Source organism: Pelosinus propionicus DSM 13327 (genome assembly GCF_900114615.1).
Classification (GTDB): Bacteria; Bacillota; Negativicutes; order DSM-13327; family DSM-13327; genus Pelosinus; species Pelosinus propionicus.
Genome location: NZ_FOTS01000023.1, coordinates 1 through 20,035, shown reverse-complemented (window position 1 = coordinate 20,035; position 20,035 = coordinate 1). Strand labels below are relative to the sequence as shown.

Below are 20,035 nucleotides of genomic sequence, written 5' to 3'. Positions count from 1 at the left end.
CTCACCCCTTAAAGCTAAATGTTACCGCTCCAATTTTAATTAAATCACCATTTTTCAATAAAGTCGCCTCCACTATAGGCTGACCATTTAAATACGTTTTATTGGTACTGTTCAAATCTGTCAGCAAATATCCTTGCTGTCCTTTATTTATACTAGCATGTTCATGAGATACAAATGAATCATCAATGATAATTTCATTTTGCTCATTACGTCCAAGATATGTAATATCATCTAAAAAAAAACTATTCTGGGATAATTGAATATGCCCGCTATCAACAACAAGCAGGTTAGCCCGCTTACGAAAATTAGATTGATTGCCTTCATTTCCTATAGATATTTTTTTTTGTCCTGATCGGTCTAAATCTGTGTATATAATTTTTATGACTTTGCTTAAAAAATAATAGATTAATCCTAGTAAACTATATTGTAATACTATTCCAATATAGTTGAAAATAGCCTCCTTATTAGGCATTTAATTCACCTCATATAAAATAACAGTATTACCTATTTTTATATGATCACCATTTTCTAATTCTTTACGCATAATCCGATGATCATTAACATATGTGCCATTAAGGCTTTTAGCATCATATAAGATGTGATTTTTATTCTCTACAATCACATAAGCTTGTAAACGAGATGTGTTTAAATCCGTAAGAGGTAATTCATTACTGGCCCTTCGACCAATATTCACTCGATTATTCTTTACATCAACTTTTACTCCTATATCAGGCCCTTCTAAAACTTTTAATGTCCCTAATAAACATGGTTCCCTACCGATCATGTTACATTCTACTTTATCAAACACACGTGTATCCGAAGCAAGACATCCAAGATCTTCACTTTCTAACTTATTTTCTTCTGGCAGTGGTTCACTAAAGAAACTAACCACGCGGAAATTACCTTTTGTAACCGCTATATCCTCATTAAATTCGATTACAGGTGTACCCATAATCGTATATTGCCTTTGCTCTGCCTGATCTGCTATATAAAGGGATAACTCTTTGCAAATCGTCTGGCTATAAGAAACGATTCGACTGTAATCTGCATTATTTAAATAAACGATGTATAAATTAGGAACATAGGTTTTAGAAATACCCACTGTTTTTTCATCATCCATTGTCCTAACTAATTGCTTACCAATTTCAATAGGCTGTAACCCACTGGAAAATTTTTTATTAAAAAAGCCTTCAATATATTTTTCAAACATATTTTCTAAACTTCTTACAAACTTCATTTTATTACCTCACCATAGATTAATCTATTTTATTATACGTTATATTATCAGCATAGTCAAAATAAGGTAATATTATCCCATTTCATTTAAATCAGTAACATAAAAGGACTTGGCTTGTACCAAGTCCTTATTTGGCAGGTATAGACCTCAACTATTTCCTTATAAGAAATTATAGATACTTGTGATTATAAGAAAGTCAAGATGCTATTTTTTCTTAGCTTTTAATTATCATTTAAAACTTTATTTCGAAGCTGCCCACAGGCAGCGCGTATATCTGTTCCCATTTCACGACGAACTGTAACGTTAATTCTTCTTTCAAGAAGAATTTTCTCAAAGTGTTGAATTGTTTTGCTGTCAGGTCGTAATAATCCACGCTCAATTACTGGATTAACGGGAATCAAATTAACATTGGCTAGACGTCCCCTCATTAAAATTGCCAACTCTTTAGCATGCTCTATCTTATCATTCAGATCAGCAATTAATATATACTCGTATGTCACTCGTCTGCCTGTTTGTTCAGCATAAAAATCGCCTGCAGCCATAACCTCCGGCAGAGAATAGCGATTATTAATTGGCATTAATAAAGAACGTAATTCGTTATTCGATGCATGGAGAGAAATAGACAGCGTCAGAGGCAGTCCCTCTGCTGCTAATCTGTTTATTTCTGGCACTAAACCAGATGTAGATAATGTTATGCCTCGGTAACTTAAGTGAAGGCTATATTCGGCATGACATAATTTAATGAAATTTAAAACATTGTCATAATTGGCCAAGGGTTCTCCTGATCCCATAATAACAATGGTATTCACAGCGCTCCCTTCCTGCTGCAATACTTTATTAATAAATAAAACTTGGGCCAGCATTTCTCCACCAGTTAAATTTCTTGAAACGCCATTTAAGGTGGATGCACAAAATACACAGCCCATGGCGCATCCAACCTGAGTTGAGATACATACACTATTCCCATAATGCTGTCTCATTAAAACAGTTTCTACAGCCATTCCATCATGAAACTCCAACAAATATTTACTAGTTTTACCGTCTGATGATTGTTCAACAGCTCGCGCTGTTACAGAATGAATCACAAAGTGCTCCGTTAATAATGCCCTATGTTTTTTGGATATATTTGTCATATCTTTAAAATCATAAACTCCATCCTGATACATCCATTTTGCAATTTGCCCAGCACTGTACTTCGGCAAACCATAGGGATGGACGACCGCTGCAATCTCCTCTATAAACATTCCAAAAATATTGTTACTCATTTGTTCACCTATTTCACTCGCACTAAACGAGAAATGAAAAATCCATCTACATGATCAATATGCGGCCATAACTGCACCATCTCAGCCTTATTTTCTGTAACCGGAAACATTTCCCCGGCATGCTGCAAAGCAAAATCCGGATTCTCCTTCAAAAAATTGTCAACAACTTCTTGGTTTTCTTCCGGCTCGGTTGTACAAGTACTATATACTAAGGTGCCGCCCAATTTAACACATTCCGCAGCACTTTTTAAAATTGCCATTTGCAATATCGGTAATTCCTTAAACATATCCTCAGTCTTTCTCCAGCGAGAATCAGCCTTTCGCCGTAAGACTCCTAATCCAGAACAAGGCGCATCCACTAATACTTTATCTGCTTGTCTTGTATAGTGATCGCCTAAAGTTGTCGCATCCAGACTCTGCACATCAATAATCGTCAGACCTAATCGCTGAGCGTTCTCCTTGGTTAAAACTAATTTATGTTCATAAACATCCGTTGACAAAACCCGCCCCTTATTTTCCATTAATGTTGCGATATGGGTACTCTTACCTCCAGGTGCACCGCAAGCATCAATAATAAACTCTCCTGGCTTAGGAGCCAGAACGTGAGCAACTAGCATAGAGCTTTCATCTTGAATTTGAAATAATCCATCACGTAATGACTTTAATGTACTAAGCGCTGGATAACTATGACATACAATTCCTTCTGGAGTCCATACGGAGGCTTCCGCGCTTACACCTTCTTGATTCAAAACATCCAAAAGCTCTTCTCTGGTATTCTTCAGGGTATTGGTACGTAACGAAAGAGCTGGAGTCACATTATTAATCTGACATAACTCTTCAGCAGCATCAGCGCCTAAACGTTTCACCCATCGACCCACCATCCATTGAGGATGAAAATATTTTAAAGCTAAGAATTTGACAATATCTTTTTCTCTGTCAGGATAAATTACTTTTTCAGGTCCTCTACCAGCATTCCTTAACACTGCATTTACAAATTTTACAGTACCAGTATGTCCATATTTTTTAGTTAATTCTACGGCTTGATTACAAGCTGCGGATACAGGAACTTTGGACAAGAAAAAGATCTGATACATTCCCATACGTAAAATATTCAAAATAACTGGTGCAACTTTATTTAATGACCTAGTTACATAGTGACCAATCATCCAATCCAAGGTTTCACCGGCCTTAATCGTACCATATACTAGTTCTGTAATAAATCGACGGTCCTGGTCAGAAATCTTGTGACGATTAAGTTCTCTCACTAAGGCTATGTTTGCATAAGCATGATTACTTGTCACGTCATTGATAATTTTAAGAGCAATTTCACGTGCGTCCATTTGTTCACCTTTACTATCTTTATTTTTTAAGTATAAAATCTTGTACTGCTTTTTCAACTCGTTTCATATCAATTCGCGTATTACAACATGGTCCATTCGGCCTTTCATTCAATACACCAATAACGGGAATCGGAAACACATCTTGAATACCACTTGTTAAATCTCGTTCACAGGCTATGGCTAGAATAGCATGGGGACGTAATGTCTTTACCACCTTACGAGCTAATGTCCCTCCATTAGAAATTGCAACATGTACTCCAAAATTTTCTGAAATCGTCAGTAAATCCCCTACCTGACAAGCACCACATTTTCGGCAATTACTAATATCGTGAGTCACTTTATACTGACACATCTCTTGTTGAATACAATGTGGCGTAAGAATTAAGAGTTTCTCAGGTGCAACCTTAATTCTTTTTTGCTGTATTAAGTAATTACTAACTTCAATAAAGGAACGTTCGACTCTTTCTTTTTCCACATCAAAGATTTTACCAATTCGAATGGCAAGAGGAAATAATAAATTAATAGCAGACCAAGCAGGTCCTTGGAATAAAGCTAGAGTTGAAAAACCTAAAATGGCTAGAATGATTCCACCAACTCCAATTCCAATAGCCAAGATAAATAATGCCAAGAAAACGCCAAGAATAATCGGCAAGTGAGTGCTGATATTTGCTAATCCGGGGAAGCTTACCATCCACAATCCATAAGTAGAAAGAGTAGCCACTAACAAACTAGCTAATATAAGTGCCAAAAACAAGCGTTTCTTGGGACGAGCCATCACCTCTATCATGAAAATTCACCTTCTATTCTAAGATATCGCCAACCCGTAACCCATAACCACATATAAAATCAATTGCCCTCATACGACGCTTACTGGCAGGCTGAACTTCTAAAATTTCCAGCAAACCCTGCCTTGTTTCTACTACAAAACCTTCTGCAGTAATCTTAGCGATTCTCCCTGACTGGGTTACTATATCATCTGTTGGATAAATCCTAGTTTGCCAGATTTTTAAGTTTTTATCTTGATAGAAACAATAAGCGCCAGGCCAGGGATTAAGACCTCTAACCAAATTATGAATGGCAACTGCCGGTTCTTGCCAATTGATACGTTCTAATTCCCTTGTCAACATAGAAGCATAGGTAGCCTCTTCATTATTTTGTGCAAGACGTGGAGCTTTCTTATCCACAATTAATTTCATTGTCTCACTAAGCACCTTGGCACCAATATTTTTTAACTTATCATGGATATCCCCAGTAGTATCCATTTCAGAAATGGATACCTTCTCCTTTAATATCATGTCCCCTGTATCCATGCCAATATCCATAAACATTGTGGTGACACCAGTTACTTTATCACCTTTAATAATTGACCAATGGATAGGTGCAGCTCCCCGATATAAAGGTAATAAAGATGCGTGCACATTTATACAACCCAAAGGAGGTAAATCTAATAGCATTTTGGGCAATAACTGTCCAAAAGCAACAACAACAATAATATCAGGTTTTAAAGAAAACAATACGTCTTGAAATCCAGGATCTTTTACTTTATTAGGTTGCAATACAGGTATTTTATAAGAAATTGCAGCCTGCTTCACCGGGGACTCTGCCAGTTTTTGTCCTCGCCCTTTAGGTCGATCAGGCTGAGTTACCACTGCAACAACATTATATTCTCCTTTAACTAATGCATCTAAACAAGGAACAGCAAAATCTGGCGTCCCCATAAATACGACTCTTAATTTTGACATATCAATTACCCCTTATGAATGGTTTTTGCTTTTTCAATAAATAATATGCCATCCAAATGATCAATTTCATGCTGCAGGGCTCTAGCTAACAAACCAGTCCCTGTAATCGTTATATTTTTACCATAACGATTTAACCCTGTAACGGCAACTTCAGAAAACCTCTCAACTTCACCAAAAACCCCAGGGACACTTAAACATCCTTCATTACCTAATTCACAGCCTTCACTTTTTATAATAATTGGATTTATTAATTCGATCAGCTCGTTATCCACATCCAAAACAATAACCCTAAGAGATACGCCAACCTGCGGAGCGGCTAATCCAACTCCATCAGCATTATACATAGTTTGAGCCATATCATCAATAAGTTTCCTTATTTTTTTATCAACGCGAGCCACAGGCTCAGCTATTTCTTTTAATACTTTGTCACCAGCTTTTCTAATTTCCATACAGTTATAATACCCTCCTACCTTGGATAAATCCTGCCCAAATTTTATCATAGAACTATACAAAAATCCACGCCTATACTAAACAAATTATTCTACATGATACTAACAGGTTCTACATCAATCATAACATCTGGACGTATGGTTAATCCCATAGATGTTATGTGAGTCCTCACACTAGCGAGATCCTTTGCTTTTATAATCATGTTCATACGAAATATATCATTGACTTTGGCAATCGGAGCGGGAAATGGCCCTATTATTTCTACAGTCTTACTTTCCGCCATTAAGCTTCGCAATTCTTTGATTATTTGATCAGCCTGGCTGCGAGCCATACTTTCTTCTTTAGCCTGAACTGTTAATTTTATGATTTGTCCATAAGGTGGATAACAAAGCGCTTTACGATACACAATCTCAGCTTCATAAAAACTTTGATAATCCTGATTGGCTCCTGCCTGTACTGCATAGTGTTCAGGATTATAAGTCTGTACTACGACTTTTCCTGCTTTATCACCGCGACCTGCACGACCTGCTGCCTGAGTCAGCAACGCATATACACGCTCCGCTGCTCTAAAATCTGGTAAATTTAAGATACTATCAGCTGCTATAATGCCAACAGCCGTCACATTTTTCACGTCATGCCCTTTAGCCACCATCTGTGTCCCCAGTAAAAGATCATATTCTCCTTTAGCAAATGCCTCTAAAATACGATCATAGGCCATTCTTCCACCTGTTGTATCCTGATCCATTCGCACTACGCGAATATGGGGAAACAATGTTACTATTTCCTCTTGCAGCTTTTGAGTTCCGGTTCCAAAAAACCGAATATAGCGGCTATTACATTCAGGGCAAATATCCGGAACCGTTTCAATACACTGGCAATAGTGACACTTCAGCTTCTTCCCTACTGAATGGTACACAAGAGAAATATCGCAATGCTTACAACGTGCAATATGTCCGCATTCCCGACACATGACGAAGGTAGCATAACCACGACGATTTAGTAAAATAATAGCTTGTTCCCCACGACTTATAGTCTCTTGCAGTAGTTCTTGTAAGGAGAGTGATATTACATTTCGTCTCTTCTTACGCAATTCTTCTCGCATGTCAACGATAGTGACTTCAGGCAAATTTGCATTAGCAATGCGTTTTGACATAAGCAGCAAGGTATGTTGACCCATTTGAGTCTGAAAATAAGTCTCTATCGCTGGCGTAGCGCTGCCCATAATGACCACCGCTCCAGACAATGTAGCCCTCGTAATAGCGACTTGTCTTGTATGATAACGAGGTGTTTCTTCTTGCTTGTACGTAAATTCATGCTCTTCATCCATAATAATAATACCAAGATCCGACGCTGGAGCAAAAATAGCAGAACGTGCACCAATTACAATGCCAGCTTGCCTGCTTCGAAGTCTCTGCCAAGCATCATAACGTTCACCAGTAGACAATTTACTATGCATTACAACAACATCATTACCAAATCTAGCTTTAAATCTTGATACAATTTGACTAGTAAGAGCAATCTCAGGAACAAGAACAATAGCTTGGCGATTCTTTTGACGCGCAGCCGCTACCGCTTCAATATATACCTGCGTCTTTCCACTGCCAGTAATACCATGCAGTAAAAAAGATTGAAACTCCTTTGCTTTCATTTTCAGCATAATTTTCTCTAATGCCTGCTGCTGCTCTATTGTTAGTGATATATCATTCTTTGCTTTACATATATCAGCATAACTATCACGTAGCACTTGAACTTTTTCAAGTTTTATAAGGCCGTCTTGTACTAATTTTTTTACAGTATCATGGCTGGTATTACTCTTTTTCAATTCATCAGATGCCAATTGCCCGTGATCTATCAAATATTGCAGCAAACGACATTGTGCTGGTCTATTTGCCAACTTGCTAATTTGTTCTCGCGCTGTTTTTGCATCCATTAGTAAACTTATTACCGTTTTATAACGGTGTGTACCCATTCTTTTGGCAATGGATTCAGCGAATATGATCTTATTTCTCACTAAGTATCTTATCGCTTTTAAAACGCTTGGGCCAAATTTCTTTTCTAGCTTAACAGAAAGAATAGGACTGTGCATCTCTATATATGACAATACTTGACTATATTCTGGATATTTAGCCGATAAGGCAACCAATGCCTTTTCTGTATCTACTTCCATCTCGATGGAATAAGCAACAACACTTTTCACGCCCGATTTTCCTGGAATAAATAAACGCATGGCATCTACCAAATTACAAAGATAATATTCACTAATCCATCTAGCAGTATTCATCATATGCTCATCAAACCATCTGTCATTATCTAGTATATCGATAATTGGCTTTAACTCAATACTACTCGAGTCTTCCTCTATTATAATAGCAATAACAAAACCTTCTAATTTACGATTTCCAAAAGGTACTAAAACACGCCATCCTGCATCAACATAATCTAAATGTTCAGGAATACTATAAGAAAATGCTTTATTAATATTTTTAGTTGTAATGTTTATTAGAACTTGAGCAATACGTTGCATATTTACCACCATTCGCTATTAAATAGTCTTTTAAAAGTATTCCTTTTAAAGGATTAGCTTGCCTATTATATCTTAACATGATATTGCAGCGTATAGCTGGATTTTTGTCTCATAATTATCATAAAATTAAAAAGAGGGAAGCTCATTGTTCCCTCTTTTTGGCTATAGCATATACAATTTCCATGACATTCAGAAAAATCCTGTTAAAAGAGCTAACATATTACTTATAGATTAGCCTCTTTACGAAGAATTTCTGCTTTATCGGTCCTTTCCCATGGTAAATTCACATCTGTACGACCAAAATGTCCATAAGCTGCGGTTTGGCGATAGATAGGGCGGCGTAAGTCTAACGCTTTAATAATACCAGCCGGACGCAAATCAAAATGCTTTTTAATAAGCTCAGCAATTACATCCTCATCCACCTTAGCAGTCCCAAAAGTTTCTACCATAATCGATACTGGATGAGCCATACCAATAGCATAGGCTAGCTGAATTTCACATTTATCTGCCAATCCTGCTGCAACAACATTTTTAGCTACATAACGTGCAGCATAAGCTGCAGAGCGATCAACTTTGGTACAATCTTTACCAGAGAAAGCACCACCACCATGACGAGCCATTCCACCATAAGTATCAACAATTATTTTTCGGCCGGTTAAGCCAGCATCACCTTGTGGTCCACCGATTACAAAACGACCTGTCGGATTAATATAGTATTTGGTTTTCTCATCTAATAATTCTGCTGGAACAATCGGAGCAATTACTTTCTCAATCAGATCTTTTTCAATGGTTGCCAGTTCAACTTCAGGGCCATGTTGGGTCGAGATAACAATGGTATCAACGCGAAGAGGTTTACCATCTTCGTACTCTACTGTAACTTGAGTTTTTCCGTCAGGGCGCAGATAACTTACTTCCTCATTTTTGCGTACCTCTGCTAAACGACGAGCCAACTTATGAGCTAAAGCGATTGTCAATGGCATGTATTCAGGAGTTTCATTGGTAGCATAACCAAACATCATTCCTTGGTCACCAGCCCCAATGGATTCAATTTCATCCATTTGACCTCGTTTGGCCTCAAAAGACTTATCAACGCCTAAAGCAATATCAGCTGATTGTTCTCCGATAGAAACCAAAACACCACATGTATCTCCATCAAAACCATATTTTGCACGAGTATAGCCAATTTCTTTCACCGTGTCACGTACAATTTTCGGAATATCCACATAGCAACTTGTAGTAATTTCACCAACTACATGTACTTGTCCTGTCGTAATGAGCGTTTCACAAGCTACACGTCCCATTGGATCTTTTGCCATGATTGCATCTAATACACTATCTGAAATTTGATCTGCTATTTTATCTGGATGGCCTTCAGTAACTGATTCTGATGTAAATAAAACTCTCTTTTTCTTCACAAATCATACCCCCATTTATTAATAAACAATAAAAAACACCCATAGGGAGGGTGCTTACACTCTCCCATCTTGCGGATTCTTCCACAGGAATTGGCACCGTTTTGGATTTCCAAATGGTTGCCGCGGTTTCATTGGGCCAATCCCTCCACCAACTCTTGATGAGCATGTCATATAAAATTATATCAAATTAAATATTAATGTAAAATAATGAAGAAATCAACCTATTTTCGACATTCTGAGAGAATTTTATCCAAAATAATGTTTGCCATATGTTCTTTGGACATTTTGGATAACTCTTCAATCCGTCCATCACGATATAGCACTTTCGCTATATTGTGATCTGCATTAAACCCAACACCTGGAACAGATACATCATTAGCAATAATCATATCTAGATTTTTTTTGGCTAGTTTCTCTTGCGCATGAAGAACCAACTGCTGAGTTTCCGCAGCAAAACCAATTAACATCTGCTTTTTTTTCAACTGACCAAGTTCTAGTAGAATATCAGGGTTTTTTTCTAACACAAGCTGTAACGTATCGCCAGTCTTCTTAATTTTGTGTTCTGCAGTAGCTTGAGGACGATAATCGGCTACAGCAGCAGCTTTGATCACAATGTCACTCTCATTATAGTGTGACAATACAGCCGCCCTCATATCTGATGCGGCTTCTACATATTCAACCTTAATTCCACAAGCAGCTTTTAAATTGGTGGGCCCTGATATTAACGTAACAGTTGCTCCTCTTGCAGCGGCAGCACTTGCTAAAGCATATCCCATCTTACCGCTAGAGCGATTACCAATATATCTTACAGGATCAATCGCCTCTTTCGTACCACCAGCAGTAATCAAAACTTTTTTACCTGCAAAATCATTTTGGACAACTATCAACTGATTAACTTTTTCTAAAATTACCTTAGAATCAGGTAATCGACCTATTCCCTCGACACCACATGCTAACATCCCACTCTCTGGTACTGTAAAATGATATCCTAAGTCTGTTAAATTACTGATATTTTTTTGAACGATCGGATTCAAATACATATTGGTGTTCATAGCTGGAACAAATAAAACCGGGGCAGTCGTTGCCATTACCGTAGTTGTCAACATATCATCAGCAATACCATTTGCTATTTTACCAATCAGATTGCCTGTGGCAGGTGCTAATATGAATAAATCTGCTCTACTCGCTAAAGCAATATGCTCAACATTCCAATTGACAACTTCAGCCCACATATCAACAACAACGGGCTGTCCACTGATTTCACGAAAAGTCAACGGCGTAACAAAGTTAGCCGCTGACTGAGTCATGATAACATATATATTTGCACCTTGCTTTTTTAACTGACTTACAAGATCTACTATTTTATAAGCAGCGATGCCACCAGCAACACCAACTACAATATTTTTTCCTTTCAGCATGGAAACCTCCTATTTTATACCACTTTTGGTCCGTTCATAGGAAATCTTGTCTTGCGCTACTTCTTCTAAAGCAATCGTCACCTGTTTATTGGATTTACTCTCAACTAAAGAAGCCGCTCCATCCATAATCTCACGAGCTCGTTTTGCCGCAAGTACCACTAAAGTGTATTTACTATCAACTTTAGTAACTAATACATCTAATGATGGATATATCATAGTAGTCCCCCTAAATATATTTATTTGATATTCGTTAAAATTTCTTTTACTATATTACAATTTCGTATTACTTGACATTTTTCGGCTGTAATAATAGCAGCCACTTTATTCGTTGCCGCTTGCACCTTATCATTGACTACTACATAATTATAATTATGTACATATGACAATTCATTATTAGCACAACTTAACCTATTTTTGATTACATCTAAGCTATCTGTCCCTCGTTTATGTATGCGATTAGCCAATTCATCTAAAGATGGCGGTGCTATATAGACAAATACACCTTGCGGAAATTTCTTCTTAATCTGCGTAGCTCCCTGTGCATCAATTTCTAAGACAACATCCTTGCCATCATTTAGTAATTTTTTTACTTGATGACAGGGTGTTCCATAAAAATTCCCATAAACCTCAGCCCACTCTAAGAGTTCATCCTCTTGAATCATATTTTGAAACTCGTCATGAGATACAAACCAATAGTTAACTCCATGTTCTTCTCCAACACGGGCTTTGCGTGTAGTAGCCGATATAGAATAATGTAACCCAGGATAAGTACGTAGCAATTCTTGACAAATTGTCCCCTTACCTGCTCCCGATGGACCAGATAACACAAGTAAAATTCCTTCTTTTGCCACAGCTGCTACTCCTTTCAATTTCTGCTATTCTGCAGTGTCTTCACTCGTTTCTTTGCTGGCAAGACGATGCGCTACTGTTTCTGGCTGTACTGCCGATAAAATAACATGATCACTATCGGTTATAATCACTGCCCGGGTACGACGTCCATATGTTGCATCAATTAACATTCCCCGATCACGGGCCTCTTGAATAATCCTTTTGATTGGTGCCGATTCAGGGCTCACTATTGATATAATTCGATTGGCAGACACAATGTTACCAAAACCAATATTAATAAGTTTAATTTCCACAAAAAATCCCCCTTATGTTTGTATCCCAATTTATCTTTATCTTACTCTATGTTTTGAATTTGCTCTCTGACCTTCTCGATTTCACTTTTTATTTCGACTACAATGTTAGCAACATTAAAATCATTGGCTTTAGAAGCAATTGTGTTAGTTTCACGGTTAATTTCCTGCACAATAAAATCTAATTTTCTGCCAACTGCATCATCAGCACTCAATGCAGCTCGAAACTGAGTTAAATGACTTTTTAAACGCACTAACTCTTCTGTAATACTGGTGCGATCCGCAAATATAGCTGCTTCTTGTAACAGGCGACCAGCATCAGGTTCTTCACCGATCGTAGCTAGCAATTCTCGCATACGACCTAGTATTTTCTCTTTATATTCAACTAAAACTTGCGGAGCACGTTTTTCTACAGCAGTGATATAGGATTCAATATCTGTAATACGTAATGTTAAATCCTGCTGAATATTTCGTCCTTCCGCTAAGCGCATGCTCATAAGATTCATCAATGCCATGTCAACTGCCTGATGTAACTTTGGCCACAAAGCTAAAACATCTTCAGTTACTTCTTCAACCTTAACCACATCCGGAAATTTAGCAATCTGCAAAACATTATCATTTACCGATATAGAAAATAAATCTCCTAAATCTTTTAAAGCATTATTATAGGCTATTGCCAGCTCTTTGTCAATTCGTACCGCTTTTTTCTTTTGCGCATATTCATCCATCGTTATAAAAACATCAATCCGACCTCTCACAAGCATACTTGACACGCTACGCCGGATTTTATCCTCAAGTGGACCAAGATTTTTCGGCATTCGAATAACAATCTCATTATAACGATGATTTACTGCTTTAATTTCTACAATGAGCCGATGCTCACTATCCTGAAATTCACCACGTCCAAAACCAGTCATACTTTTAATCACGTAAATTGGCTCCTCTCTTTACGGATGTTATTATTAACGATAAAATCACAATTATCCAATTCTTTTATAAATACTTCTCCATACTTCTCTAAAATCCCTTTTTCATTGAATATCGATACGTGAAGGTTTTAATATGACTACTTCATTGTTCCCAAATCAAAATAAAAATTATGTTCTTTCTGATCAGTAGTTATAATCGATAATACTATAGGGCGATCAAGCCTAATGTCTCTTTCAAAGAAATAAAAGTAACATTGGGCATTAAATACGGTTTGTCCTTTATCCAGATATACTTTTTCTCCTTCTGCTGGTATTATCATTTGATATGCCTTAATTATATTTGTAGCTTGTTTTATAACAACACTTGCATCTTTCGCAAAATCTTCTTTCTCCCCAAACAGCAAAGTGCTAAAACTCAATAATCCAGAATAATTTTCCAATACTTCTTCACTTTCAACTATAGTAACATCATGTCCCTTTAAAATTTTCTCCCTAGCATCTGTAGCAATTAATAAATAAGGAGTATATAAATAGGAATGCTCTGTCTTGGCATTTAATTTTTCAGCTTTTTCTTCATAAGCTATCCATGGAAACAAAAATTCTTGCAACGAATCTTTAATTTTTAATTTAGCATGATCTTGTGCCTCTTTAATGATACCTTGATTGATAGGAGAGATCGCTAATGTTTGAGTAACCAATAGTAAGAAAAAAATAATTGTCAAAATAAAAGATTTCATTTTAGCACCTCATTTCACGAAGTATAATTTTAAAGCACAAATGATAACTATAAAGTTCTCTTTAGACAGGTAAGGAGATAAAGAAATCCAACTTCATACGTTTAAAGAAGTTGGATTTCTTACTTTCTATAAAAAAGCTTGATTCAGATAAGATTATAAGTATGTTCCCCGAAAAACTTCTACTGCAGGACCAGACATATAGATATGATTATCTAACCCCCATTCAATCAGTAATTGTCCCCCATCTAATTCAACAGTAGCCTGACGATCTGTTTTACCATTTAATACGGCAGCAACTAAAGTAGCGCAAGCACCTGTACCACAAGCCATAGTAACACCAGCCCCTCTCTCCCAAACACGCATACGTAAGTTTTGTTTATTTAATACTTGCACAAACTCTACATTCGTTTTCTTGGGAAAGACAGCATTCGTTTCGATTTTAGCTCCAATATCACTTAGATTAATGCCAGCAATATCATCAACAAAAAGGATACAATGAGGATTTCCCATTGACACACCAGTGATTCGATATTCAGTGCCATCTATTTCTAAAACCTCATTAACAACCTGCTCATCTTCATTACCAACCATCGGCAATTCCCCGCGCTTCAGACGCGGTTCTCCCATGTCAACCCGTATAGTACTGAGCACTCCATCAATAAAGATTAATTCTGGCTTGATAAGACCAGCTTTCGTTTCTAAAGTAATTTTTTTCTTATTCGTTAAACCATATTCAAAAACATACCGTGCAATGCACCGTGTAACATTGCCACACATTTCAGCCTCACTACCATCTGAATTAAAAATTCGCATTTGAAAATCAGCTACTGCTGAAGGTAAAATAACGACTAACCCATCTGCACCGATTCCAAAATATCGATCACAAACCTGAATTGCCATTTCATTGTAATTGCTAATTGTTTCTTCAAATCCATTCACAATCACAAAATCATTACCTAGTCCATGCCATTTGCTAAAATTAAACTTCATCTTATATTCTCCTCACTATGAATTAAATAATATATTTAATATATTTAATGTACCCGCCCAAAAGCAGAACGTGATACACGTCTGCGGAAAAACAAATGCCTTACAGCACTTATGATAAATGTCCACCCTGAAACAACTAAAATAACGATCCAATCTTCTACCCCTAGCGGAACAGTAGCAAATACTCCTTGCATAAATGGATGATAAATAACTAGTAACTGCATTAAAAGAGAACAGAAGGTTGCTAATATCAAGTATTGATTTTTAAATATCCCAATTTCAAAGACATTGTATACTTCTGAACGACAATCAAACACATGAAACATTTGAGAGAACACTAACGTACAAAAAGCCATCGTTCTTGCTTCTGCTAAATCATTCTTTAAAAAGTACACCATAGCAAAAACAAATACCGTACTCATACCAATTTGTAAACCTCGGGTAATAATCTTGTGGCTAAGTCCACGAGAAAATACACTTTCTTTCGGATTTCTCGGCGACCGATTCATAATGTCATGATTATTAGGATCAACACCTAATGCCATTGCTGGCAAACCATCTGTCACTAAATTAACCCATAAAATTTGCACTGGCAATAAGGGTAATGGTAATCCTGCAATGGTCGCAATAAACATCGTAAGTACTTCACCTAAATTACAGGATAACAAATAGCGAATAAATTTACGAATATTATCATAAATGCCACGTCCCTCTTCCACAGCAGCAACAATCGTTGCAAAGTTATCATCGGCTAGCACCATAGAAGCAGCCTCTTTTGTGACATCAGTCCCAGCCGTTCCCATTGCAATGCCAATGTCCGCTTCCTTTATTGCTGGTGCATCGTTTACACCATCACCAGTCATTGCAACGATATGCCCCTTCCGCTTTAAAGCTTTTACAATACGTAATTTGTGGGCAGGAGATACACGTGCATAGACGGTAACATGATTAATAATGGCAGTTAACTCCGTATCGTCTAATTCATCAAGTTCGGTACCAGTCAGAGCCTGATTTTTGTCTTCTTTAAAAATTTGCAGTTCTTTGGCAATCGCTACAGCCGTGTTGCGATGATCCCCCGTAATCATAACTGTCGTTATGCCAGCTTGGCGGCATAACGCAATCGCCGGTTTGACTTCTTGGCGCGGAGGATCGATCATTCCAATCAGGCCTACGAAAACCAAGTCTTTTTCCAGTTCTTCACTGACATGACTAGCTTCTACCTTAGTTAACTGGCGATATGCAACTGCTAATACTCTAAGAGCTTGGTCTGTCATGTTTTCATTGGCTGTCAGTATTTCAGCTTTTTTTTCTGACGTCAGCAGGACTTCTCCTTTATTAGTGCTATAATGCTGGCACATATCTAAAATGATATCCGGGGCACCCTTCACATAAATGACATTTCGATTGTTTTTCTCATAAATAACCGACATCCGGCATCGCTCTGACTCAAAAGGAATTTCAGCTAATCGCTGCTGATGTTTTTCGGCTGCTAAACGCCATATGTTGGCTTTAGCAGCGGCAATCACAATAGCACCTTCTGTTGGATCACCTTCAATAGACCAGCCGCCCTTCGCGTCACGACGCCACAAACCCGTTATCCCTATATTATTATGCTTTAGAATACTATTATTACACAATACACCAATTTCTAGGCAATGTAATAAACATTTATCCTTTGTAGGATCAAAATCCTGCTTGTTTAATAAAAAATTTCCCTTTATTTCATAGCCAGTACCGGTTACTTCATAAATATTCCCAGATGTAAAAATTTTCTTTACGGTCATAGCATTTTGAGTAAGAGTTCCAGTTTTGTCGGAACAAATTACCGTTGTACAGCCAAGCGTCTCAACAGCAGGTAGCTTTCTAATAATGGCATTGCGCTTTATCATACGCTGTACACCTAAAGCCAATGCAACTGTAACGATGGCTGGCAATCCTTCCGGAATCGCAGCTACTGCCAAACTAATTCCTGCCATACACATTAGTAATAATGGTTCCCCTTTAAGCACGCCTGCCACAACGACTACTACACAAATCAGTAAGCACCCCCATACTAACCAACGCCCTAAAGACTCTAGGCGTCGTTCTAGCGGTGTACTTTCATGTTCCACATCCTGAATCATATGAGCAATATGTCCCACCTCAGTTGCCATGCCTGTAGCGCAAACTACAGCCTTACCTCGACCTTTAACTATACTGGTTCCAGCATACACCATATTCTTACGATCACCCAAAGAACTAGTTTCCTTATATTCTTTATCTACGTTTTTTCGTACAGGCATGGACTCACCGGTTAAAGTAGCTTCATCCACTTCCATATTCTTCACATCTATTAATCTGGCATCAGCAGCAATGCGATCTCCAGATTCTAAAGCCATAATGTCACCTGGCACCATTTCTCGCGCTTTTACTTGCTGCAGTATACCATTACGAATGACATGAGCTACTGGTGCAACCATTGTCCTTAAGGCTGCCATTGATTTTTCTGCTCGATGTTCCTGAACAAAGCCTAATACAGCATTGATCATTACAATTGCTAAAATCGTTGCTGAATCGACATATTCTCCTAAGAATGCTGAAATGAGCGTAGCCGCTAACAAAACTAAAACCATAAAATCCTGAAATTGGGCAAAAAATCGTTTCCACCATGGTGTCTTTTCTTTTTCAACCATTTCATTATAGCCAAATTCAGCAATTCTACTTTTTACTTCACTTGAAGTCAAACCATCATGTGGATCTGTTCTCCAAAATTCAATTGCTTCTTGCGCTGTACGCGTATACCATTTATCAGCCACTATGCCACCTCGCTACCATGTGCTTTTTTTATTCATGTTATTCTCTTTCCCCTCTAATTAGACCTAAATTGACCGTCCAATAGCAAAATGGTATACTAGTGAAAATTACAAGACATAGTTAGAAGTAGGAATCATGGTACGTATTTTATTAAATGGAGGCTGTCATATGGCTCTAGATGGATTATCTCTATCAACATTGTTAATCGAATTAAATAATAAACTTACAGGTGGCAGAATTGATAAAATCTTTCAGCCCGATAAATACACATTACTTTTTTGGGTTAGACAGAGCAATGAAAATCTCCGCTTACTCATCTCTGTCAATCCTAAGCATCCCCGTATCCATTTAACTGAAGCAACCTTGGAAAATCCAGCAACACCACCAGCTTTTTGCATGTTATTACGAAAGCACTTAGAGGGAGGACGTATTGCTGGCATCAACCAGCATAGCCTTGATCGCATTGCACTAATTTCTATTGATTTTCGTGGTGAAGACGGCACGATTACAACAAAAGAATTAACAGTAGAATTAATGGGTAAACATAGTAACATTATTCTCAAACAAAATAACATTATACTGGATGCGATAAAAAGAATTGGCGCAAATTTAAGCCGTTCACGACAAGTCTTACCTCGAATGGAATATACATTTCCTCCTGGGCAAATGCGTTTAAATGTATTGAATGCGCCCCTATCTGATTTTTTCAATACAATAACAGCTCTAGCAACACCTCTTGTCACGAAAGCTATGATTCAGGTAGGAATCGGCATTGGTCCTATAACTGCCAAGGAAATTCTTTGGAGAGCAGGTTTACCTAGTGATATTGCCACTCGTAGCTTAGACAATGTAGATATACTTGCATTAAATGAAGCAATACAAAGTATTATTACTTACATAAAATCGGGAGAATCGCTCCCCACTGTCATGACTAATATAGAAGGCGAACTTGTTGGCATTTCCTCTTTTCCATTAGAACATCTAGCTTCTAAATGCACAGTTCACAACTTCTCTACTATGAGTCAGGCAGTTGAATTTACAGACAGCCTTTCCGGAAAAAAGCAGCTCCCTGAACAGACGATTTTATCAAAACTTGTCATCGAAGAAAACAATCGTTTGCAGCGTAAAAAGCTAATTCTTATACAAGAATTAGCTGATGCAGACAATGCCGATTTCTTTCGTGAATGCGGTGATATTCTAATGGCAAACCTCTATAACTTGCCGCAAGATCAAGATACAGTTACCTTGGAAAATTTATATAGCCACTCACTAGATGACAACAAAATAACTATAAATTTTAATACAAGGCTTTCACCATTAGAAAATGCTCAGTCTTATTATACAAAGTATAATAAATTAAAACGTGCTAAAGAATCTTTGGATGGACAACTACGTCAATGCATAGAAGAAATAGCCTATCTTGAAAGTATCACCTTTTCTCTTGAACATGCTATTGATAGCTCTGAACTTGGTGATATTCGAGAAGAATTGATTAACGCAGGCTATCTAAAAAAAGCAACGAAACGTCGTATGCCCATCCCTCCTTCCTCTCCGCTAACAGCCGTAACCCCAGAAGGATTAACCATATTAATTGGAAAAAACAATCGTCAAAATGATATTGTCACCTTTAAGCAGGCGCAACATAATGATATCTGGTTCCATACTAAGGATATCCCAGGATCTCATGTTATTTTAAGATCCGGTTCTCAAAATCCCACCCTACAGTCTATTGAAGCAGCCGCTCACTTAGCTGCCTACTATAGTAAAGCGAATCAATCATCCAATGTCCCTGTTGACTATACCCAACGACGTTATGTAAAAAAACCAACTGGTGCTAAACCCGGCTTTGTCATTTACGATCACCAAAATACAATTTATATCACACCCGATGAAAAAACAGTTGCATCATTAATAAAAAACTAATAATCTTTATCAAATATTAAAGACCTTTGCTAGCCATTATGAACTGAGCCCCTTGTATTGGACATTTTAGAAAAAGTCCAATACAAGGGGTATTTTTGAGTTTATAATCAATAGTATTAAATCTTTCGGAGGA

At 37.4% G+C, this 20,035-nt stretch carries 18 protein-coding genes and 1 riboswitch; of the genes, 1 reads left to right on the top strand and 17 read right to left on the bottom strand.

All coding sequences use genetic code 11. The features are described 5' to 3' along the window. Position 1 precedes the first annotated feature (1 nt). The 17 genes from BMZ99_RS13310 to BMZ99_RS13230 all read right to left on the bottom strand — a co-directional run bounded on the left by BMZ99_RS13310 (position 2) and on the right by BMZ99_RS13230 (position 17,981). Positions 2–472, bottom strand: coding sequence for an FHA domain-containing protein (locus tag BMZ99_RS13310; RefSeq protein ID WP_090938017.1), 471 nt, complete (start codon positions 470–472; stop codon positions 2–4). Beyond that, on the bottom strand, positions 473–1,237 hold the full coding sequence (locus tag BMZ99_RS13305; protein ID WP_090938014.1) for an FhaA domain-containing protein: 765 nt from the start codon (positions 1,235–1,237) through the stop codon (positions 473–475). Between the two features lie 221 nt (positions 1,238–1,458). Further along, positions 1,459–2,502: a 23S rRNA (adenine(2503)-C(2))-methyltransferase RlmN gene (gene rlmN, locus BMZ99_RS13300; RefSeq protein WP_090938011.1), complete on the bottom strand. Its 1,044-nt coding sequence runs from the start codon at positions 2,500–2,502 to the stop codon at positions 1,459–1,461. 8 nt (positions 2,503–2,510) lie between these two features. After that, positions 2,511–3,842, bottom strand: a complete 1,332-nt coding sequence (gene rsmB, locus BMZ99_RS13295) for a 16S rRNA (cytosine(967)-C(5))-methyltransferase RsmB (protein WP_090938173.1) — start codon at positions 3,840–3,842, stop codon at positions 2,511–2,513. Positions 3,843–3,861: 19 nt separating this feature from the next. Then, on the bottom strand, positions 3,862–4,629 hold the full coding sequence (locus BMZ99_RS13290) for a DUF116 domain-containing protein (RefSeq protein WP_090938008.1): 768 nt from the start codon (positions 4,627–4,629) through the stop codon (positions 3,862–3,864). A gap of 13 nt (positions 4,630–4,642) precedes the next feature. Beyond that, positions 4,643–5,584, bottom strand: a complete 942-nt coding sequence (fmt, locus tag BMZ99_RS13285) for a methionyl-tRNA formyltransferase (RefSeq protein ID WP_090938004.1) — start codon at positions 5,582–5,584, stop codon at positions 4,643–4,645. Positions 5,585–5,589: 5 nt separating this feature from the next. Further along, positions 5,590–6,084 (bottom strand): peptide deformylase, encoded by a 495-nt coding sequence (gene def, locus BMZ99_RS13280; RefSeq protein WP_090938168.1) that lies wholly within the window; start codon positions 6,082–6,084, stop codon positions 5,590–5,592. Positions 6,085–6,125: 41 nt separating this feature from the next. Continuing rightward, positions 6,126–8,558 (bottom strand): primosomal protein N', encoded by a 2,433-nt coding sequence (gene priA / locus BMZ99_RS13275; RefSeq protein ID WP_090938001.1) that lies wholly within the window; start codon positions 8,556–8,558, stop codon positions 6,126–6,128. A 224-nt stretch (positions 8,559–8,782) separates the two neighbouring features. Then, positions 8,783–9,973: a methionine adenosyltransferase gene (metK, locus tag BMZ99_RS13270; protein WP_090937997.1), complete on the bottom strand. Its 1,191-nt coding sequence runs from the start codon at positions 9,971–9,973 to the stop codon at positions 8,783–8,785. A 61-nt stretch (positions 9,974–10,034) separates the two neighbouring features. After that, positions 10,035–10,138, bottom strand: a riboswitch (SAM riboswitch). Positions 10,139–10,194: 56 nt separating this feature from the next. Then, positions 10,195–11,391: a bifunctional phosphopantothenoylcysteine decarboxylase/phosphopantothenate--cysteine ligase CoaBC gene (gene coaBC, locus BMZ99_RS13265; protein ID WP_090937995.1), complete on the bottom strand. Its 1,197-nt coding sequence runs from the start codon at positions 11,389–11,391 to the stop codon at positions 10,195–10,197. 9 nt (positions 11,392–11,400) lie between these two features. Further along, positions 11,401–11,607: a DNA-directed RNA polymerase subunit omega gene (rpoZ, locus tag BMZ99_RS13260; protein WP_090937991.1), complete on the bottom strand. Its 207-nt coding sequence runs from the start codon at positions 11,605–11,607 to the stop codon at positions 11,401–11,403. A gap of 20 nt (positions 11,608–11,627) precedes the next feature. Continuing rightward, on the bottom strand, positions 11,628–12,242 hold the full coding sequence (gene gmk / locus BMZ99_RS13255; protein ID WP_090937988.1) for a guanylate kinase: 615 nt from the start codon (positions 12,240–12,242) through the stop codon (positions 11,628–11,630). A gap of 24 nt (positions 12,243–12,266) precedes the next feature. Then, positions 12,267–12,533, bottom strand: coding sequence for an extracellular matrix/biofilm regulator RemA (remA, locus tag BMZ99_RS13250; RefSeq protein WP_007934670.1), 267 nt, complete (start codon positions 12,531–12,533; stop codon positions 12,267–12,269). 41 nt (positions 12,534–12,574) lie between these two features. Further along, on the bottom strand, positions 12,575–13,459 hold the full coding sequence (locus tag BMZ99_RS13245) for a YicC/YloC family endoribonuclease (protein ID WP_090937985.1): 885 nt from the start codon (positions 13,457–13,459) through the stop codon (positions 12,575–12,577). Between the two features lie 137 nt (positions 13,460–13,596). Continuing rightward, on the bottom strand, positions 13,597–14,196 hold the full coding sequence (locus BMZ99_RS13240) for a hypothetical protein (RefSeq protein WP_090937982.1): 600 nt from the start codon (positions 14,194–14,196) through the stop codon (positions 13,597–13,599). Positions 14,197–14,349: 153 nt separating this feature from the next. Further along, entirely contained in the window at positions 14,350–15,186 is an 837-nt protein-coding gene (gene dapF, locus BMZ99_RS13235) for a diaminopimelate epimerase (protein WP_090937979.1), read from the bottom strand. Positions 15,187–15,230: 44 nt separating this feature from the next. Continuing rightward, positions 15,231–17,981, bottom strand: a complete 2,751-nt coding sequence (locus BMZ99_RS13230) for a calcium-transporting P-type ATPase, PMR1-type (RefSeq protein ID WP_090937974.1) — start codon at positions 17,979–17,981, stop codon at positions 15,231–15,233. 166 nt (positions 17,982–18,147) lie between these two features. Here BMZ99_RS13230 and BMZ99_RS13225 point away from each other — a divergent pair, with 166 nt between their 5' ends. Further along, on the top strand, positions 18,148–19,902 hold the full coding sequence (locus BMZ99_RS13225; protein WP_090937971.1) for an Rqc2 family fibronectin-binding protein: 1,755 nt from the start codon (positions 18,148–18,150) through the stop codon (positions 19,900–19,902). Positions 19,903–20,035: the final 133 nt, after the last annotated feature.

Coding starts and splice junctions, on each gene's coding strand:
- BMZ99_RS13240 (WP_090937982.1), bottom strand. CDS start 14,196: ATGAAATCTTTTATTTTGACAATTATTTTTTTCTTACTATTGGTTACT.
- rlmN (WP_090938011.1), bottom strand. CDS start 2,502: ATGAGTAACAATATTTTTGGAATGTTTATAGAGGAGATTGCAGCGGTC.
- fmt (WP_090938004.1), bottom strand. CDS start 5,584: ATGTCAAAATTAAGAGTCGTATTTATGGGGACGCCAGATTTTGCTGTT.
- BMZ99_RS13305 (WP_090938014.1), bottom strand. CDS start 1,237: ATGAAGTTTGTAAGAAGTTTAGAAAATATGTTTGAAAAATATATTGAA.
- dapF (WP_090937979.1), bottom strand. CDS start 15,186: ATGAAGTTTAATTTTAGCAAATGGCATGGACTAGGTAATGATTTTGTG.
- rsmB (WP_090938173.1), bottom strand. CDS start 3,842: ATGGACGCACGTGAAATTGCTCTTAAAATTATCAATGACGTGACAAGT.
- BMZ99_RS13290 (WP_090938008.1), bottom strand. CDS start 4,629: ATGATAGAGGTGATGGCTCGTCCCAAGAAACGCTTGTTTTTGGCACTT.
- priA (WP_090938001.1), bottom strand. CDS start 8,558: ATGCAACGTATTGCTCAAGTTCTAATAAACATTACAACTAAAAATATT.
- def (WP_090938168.1), bottom strand. CDS start 6,084: ATGATAAAATTTGGGCAGGATTTATCCAAGGTAGGAGGGTATTATAAC.
- BMZ99_RS13310 (WP_090938017.1), bottom strand. CDS start 472: ATGCCTAATAAGGAGGCTATTTTCAACTATATTGGAATAGTATTACAA.
- BMZ99_RS13225 (WP_090937971.1), top strand. CDS start 18,148: ATGGCTCTAGATGGATTATCTCTATCAACATTGTTAATCGAATTAAAT.
- rpoZ (WP_090937991.1), bottom strand. CDS start 11,607: ATGATATATCCATCATTAGATGTATTAGTTACTAAAGTTGATAGTAAA.
- coaBC (WP_090937995.1), bottom strand. CDS start 11,391: ATGCTGAAAGGAAAAAATATTGTAGTTGGTGTTGCTGGTGGCATCGCT.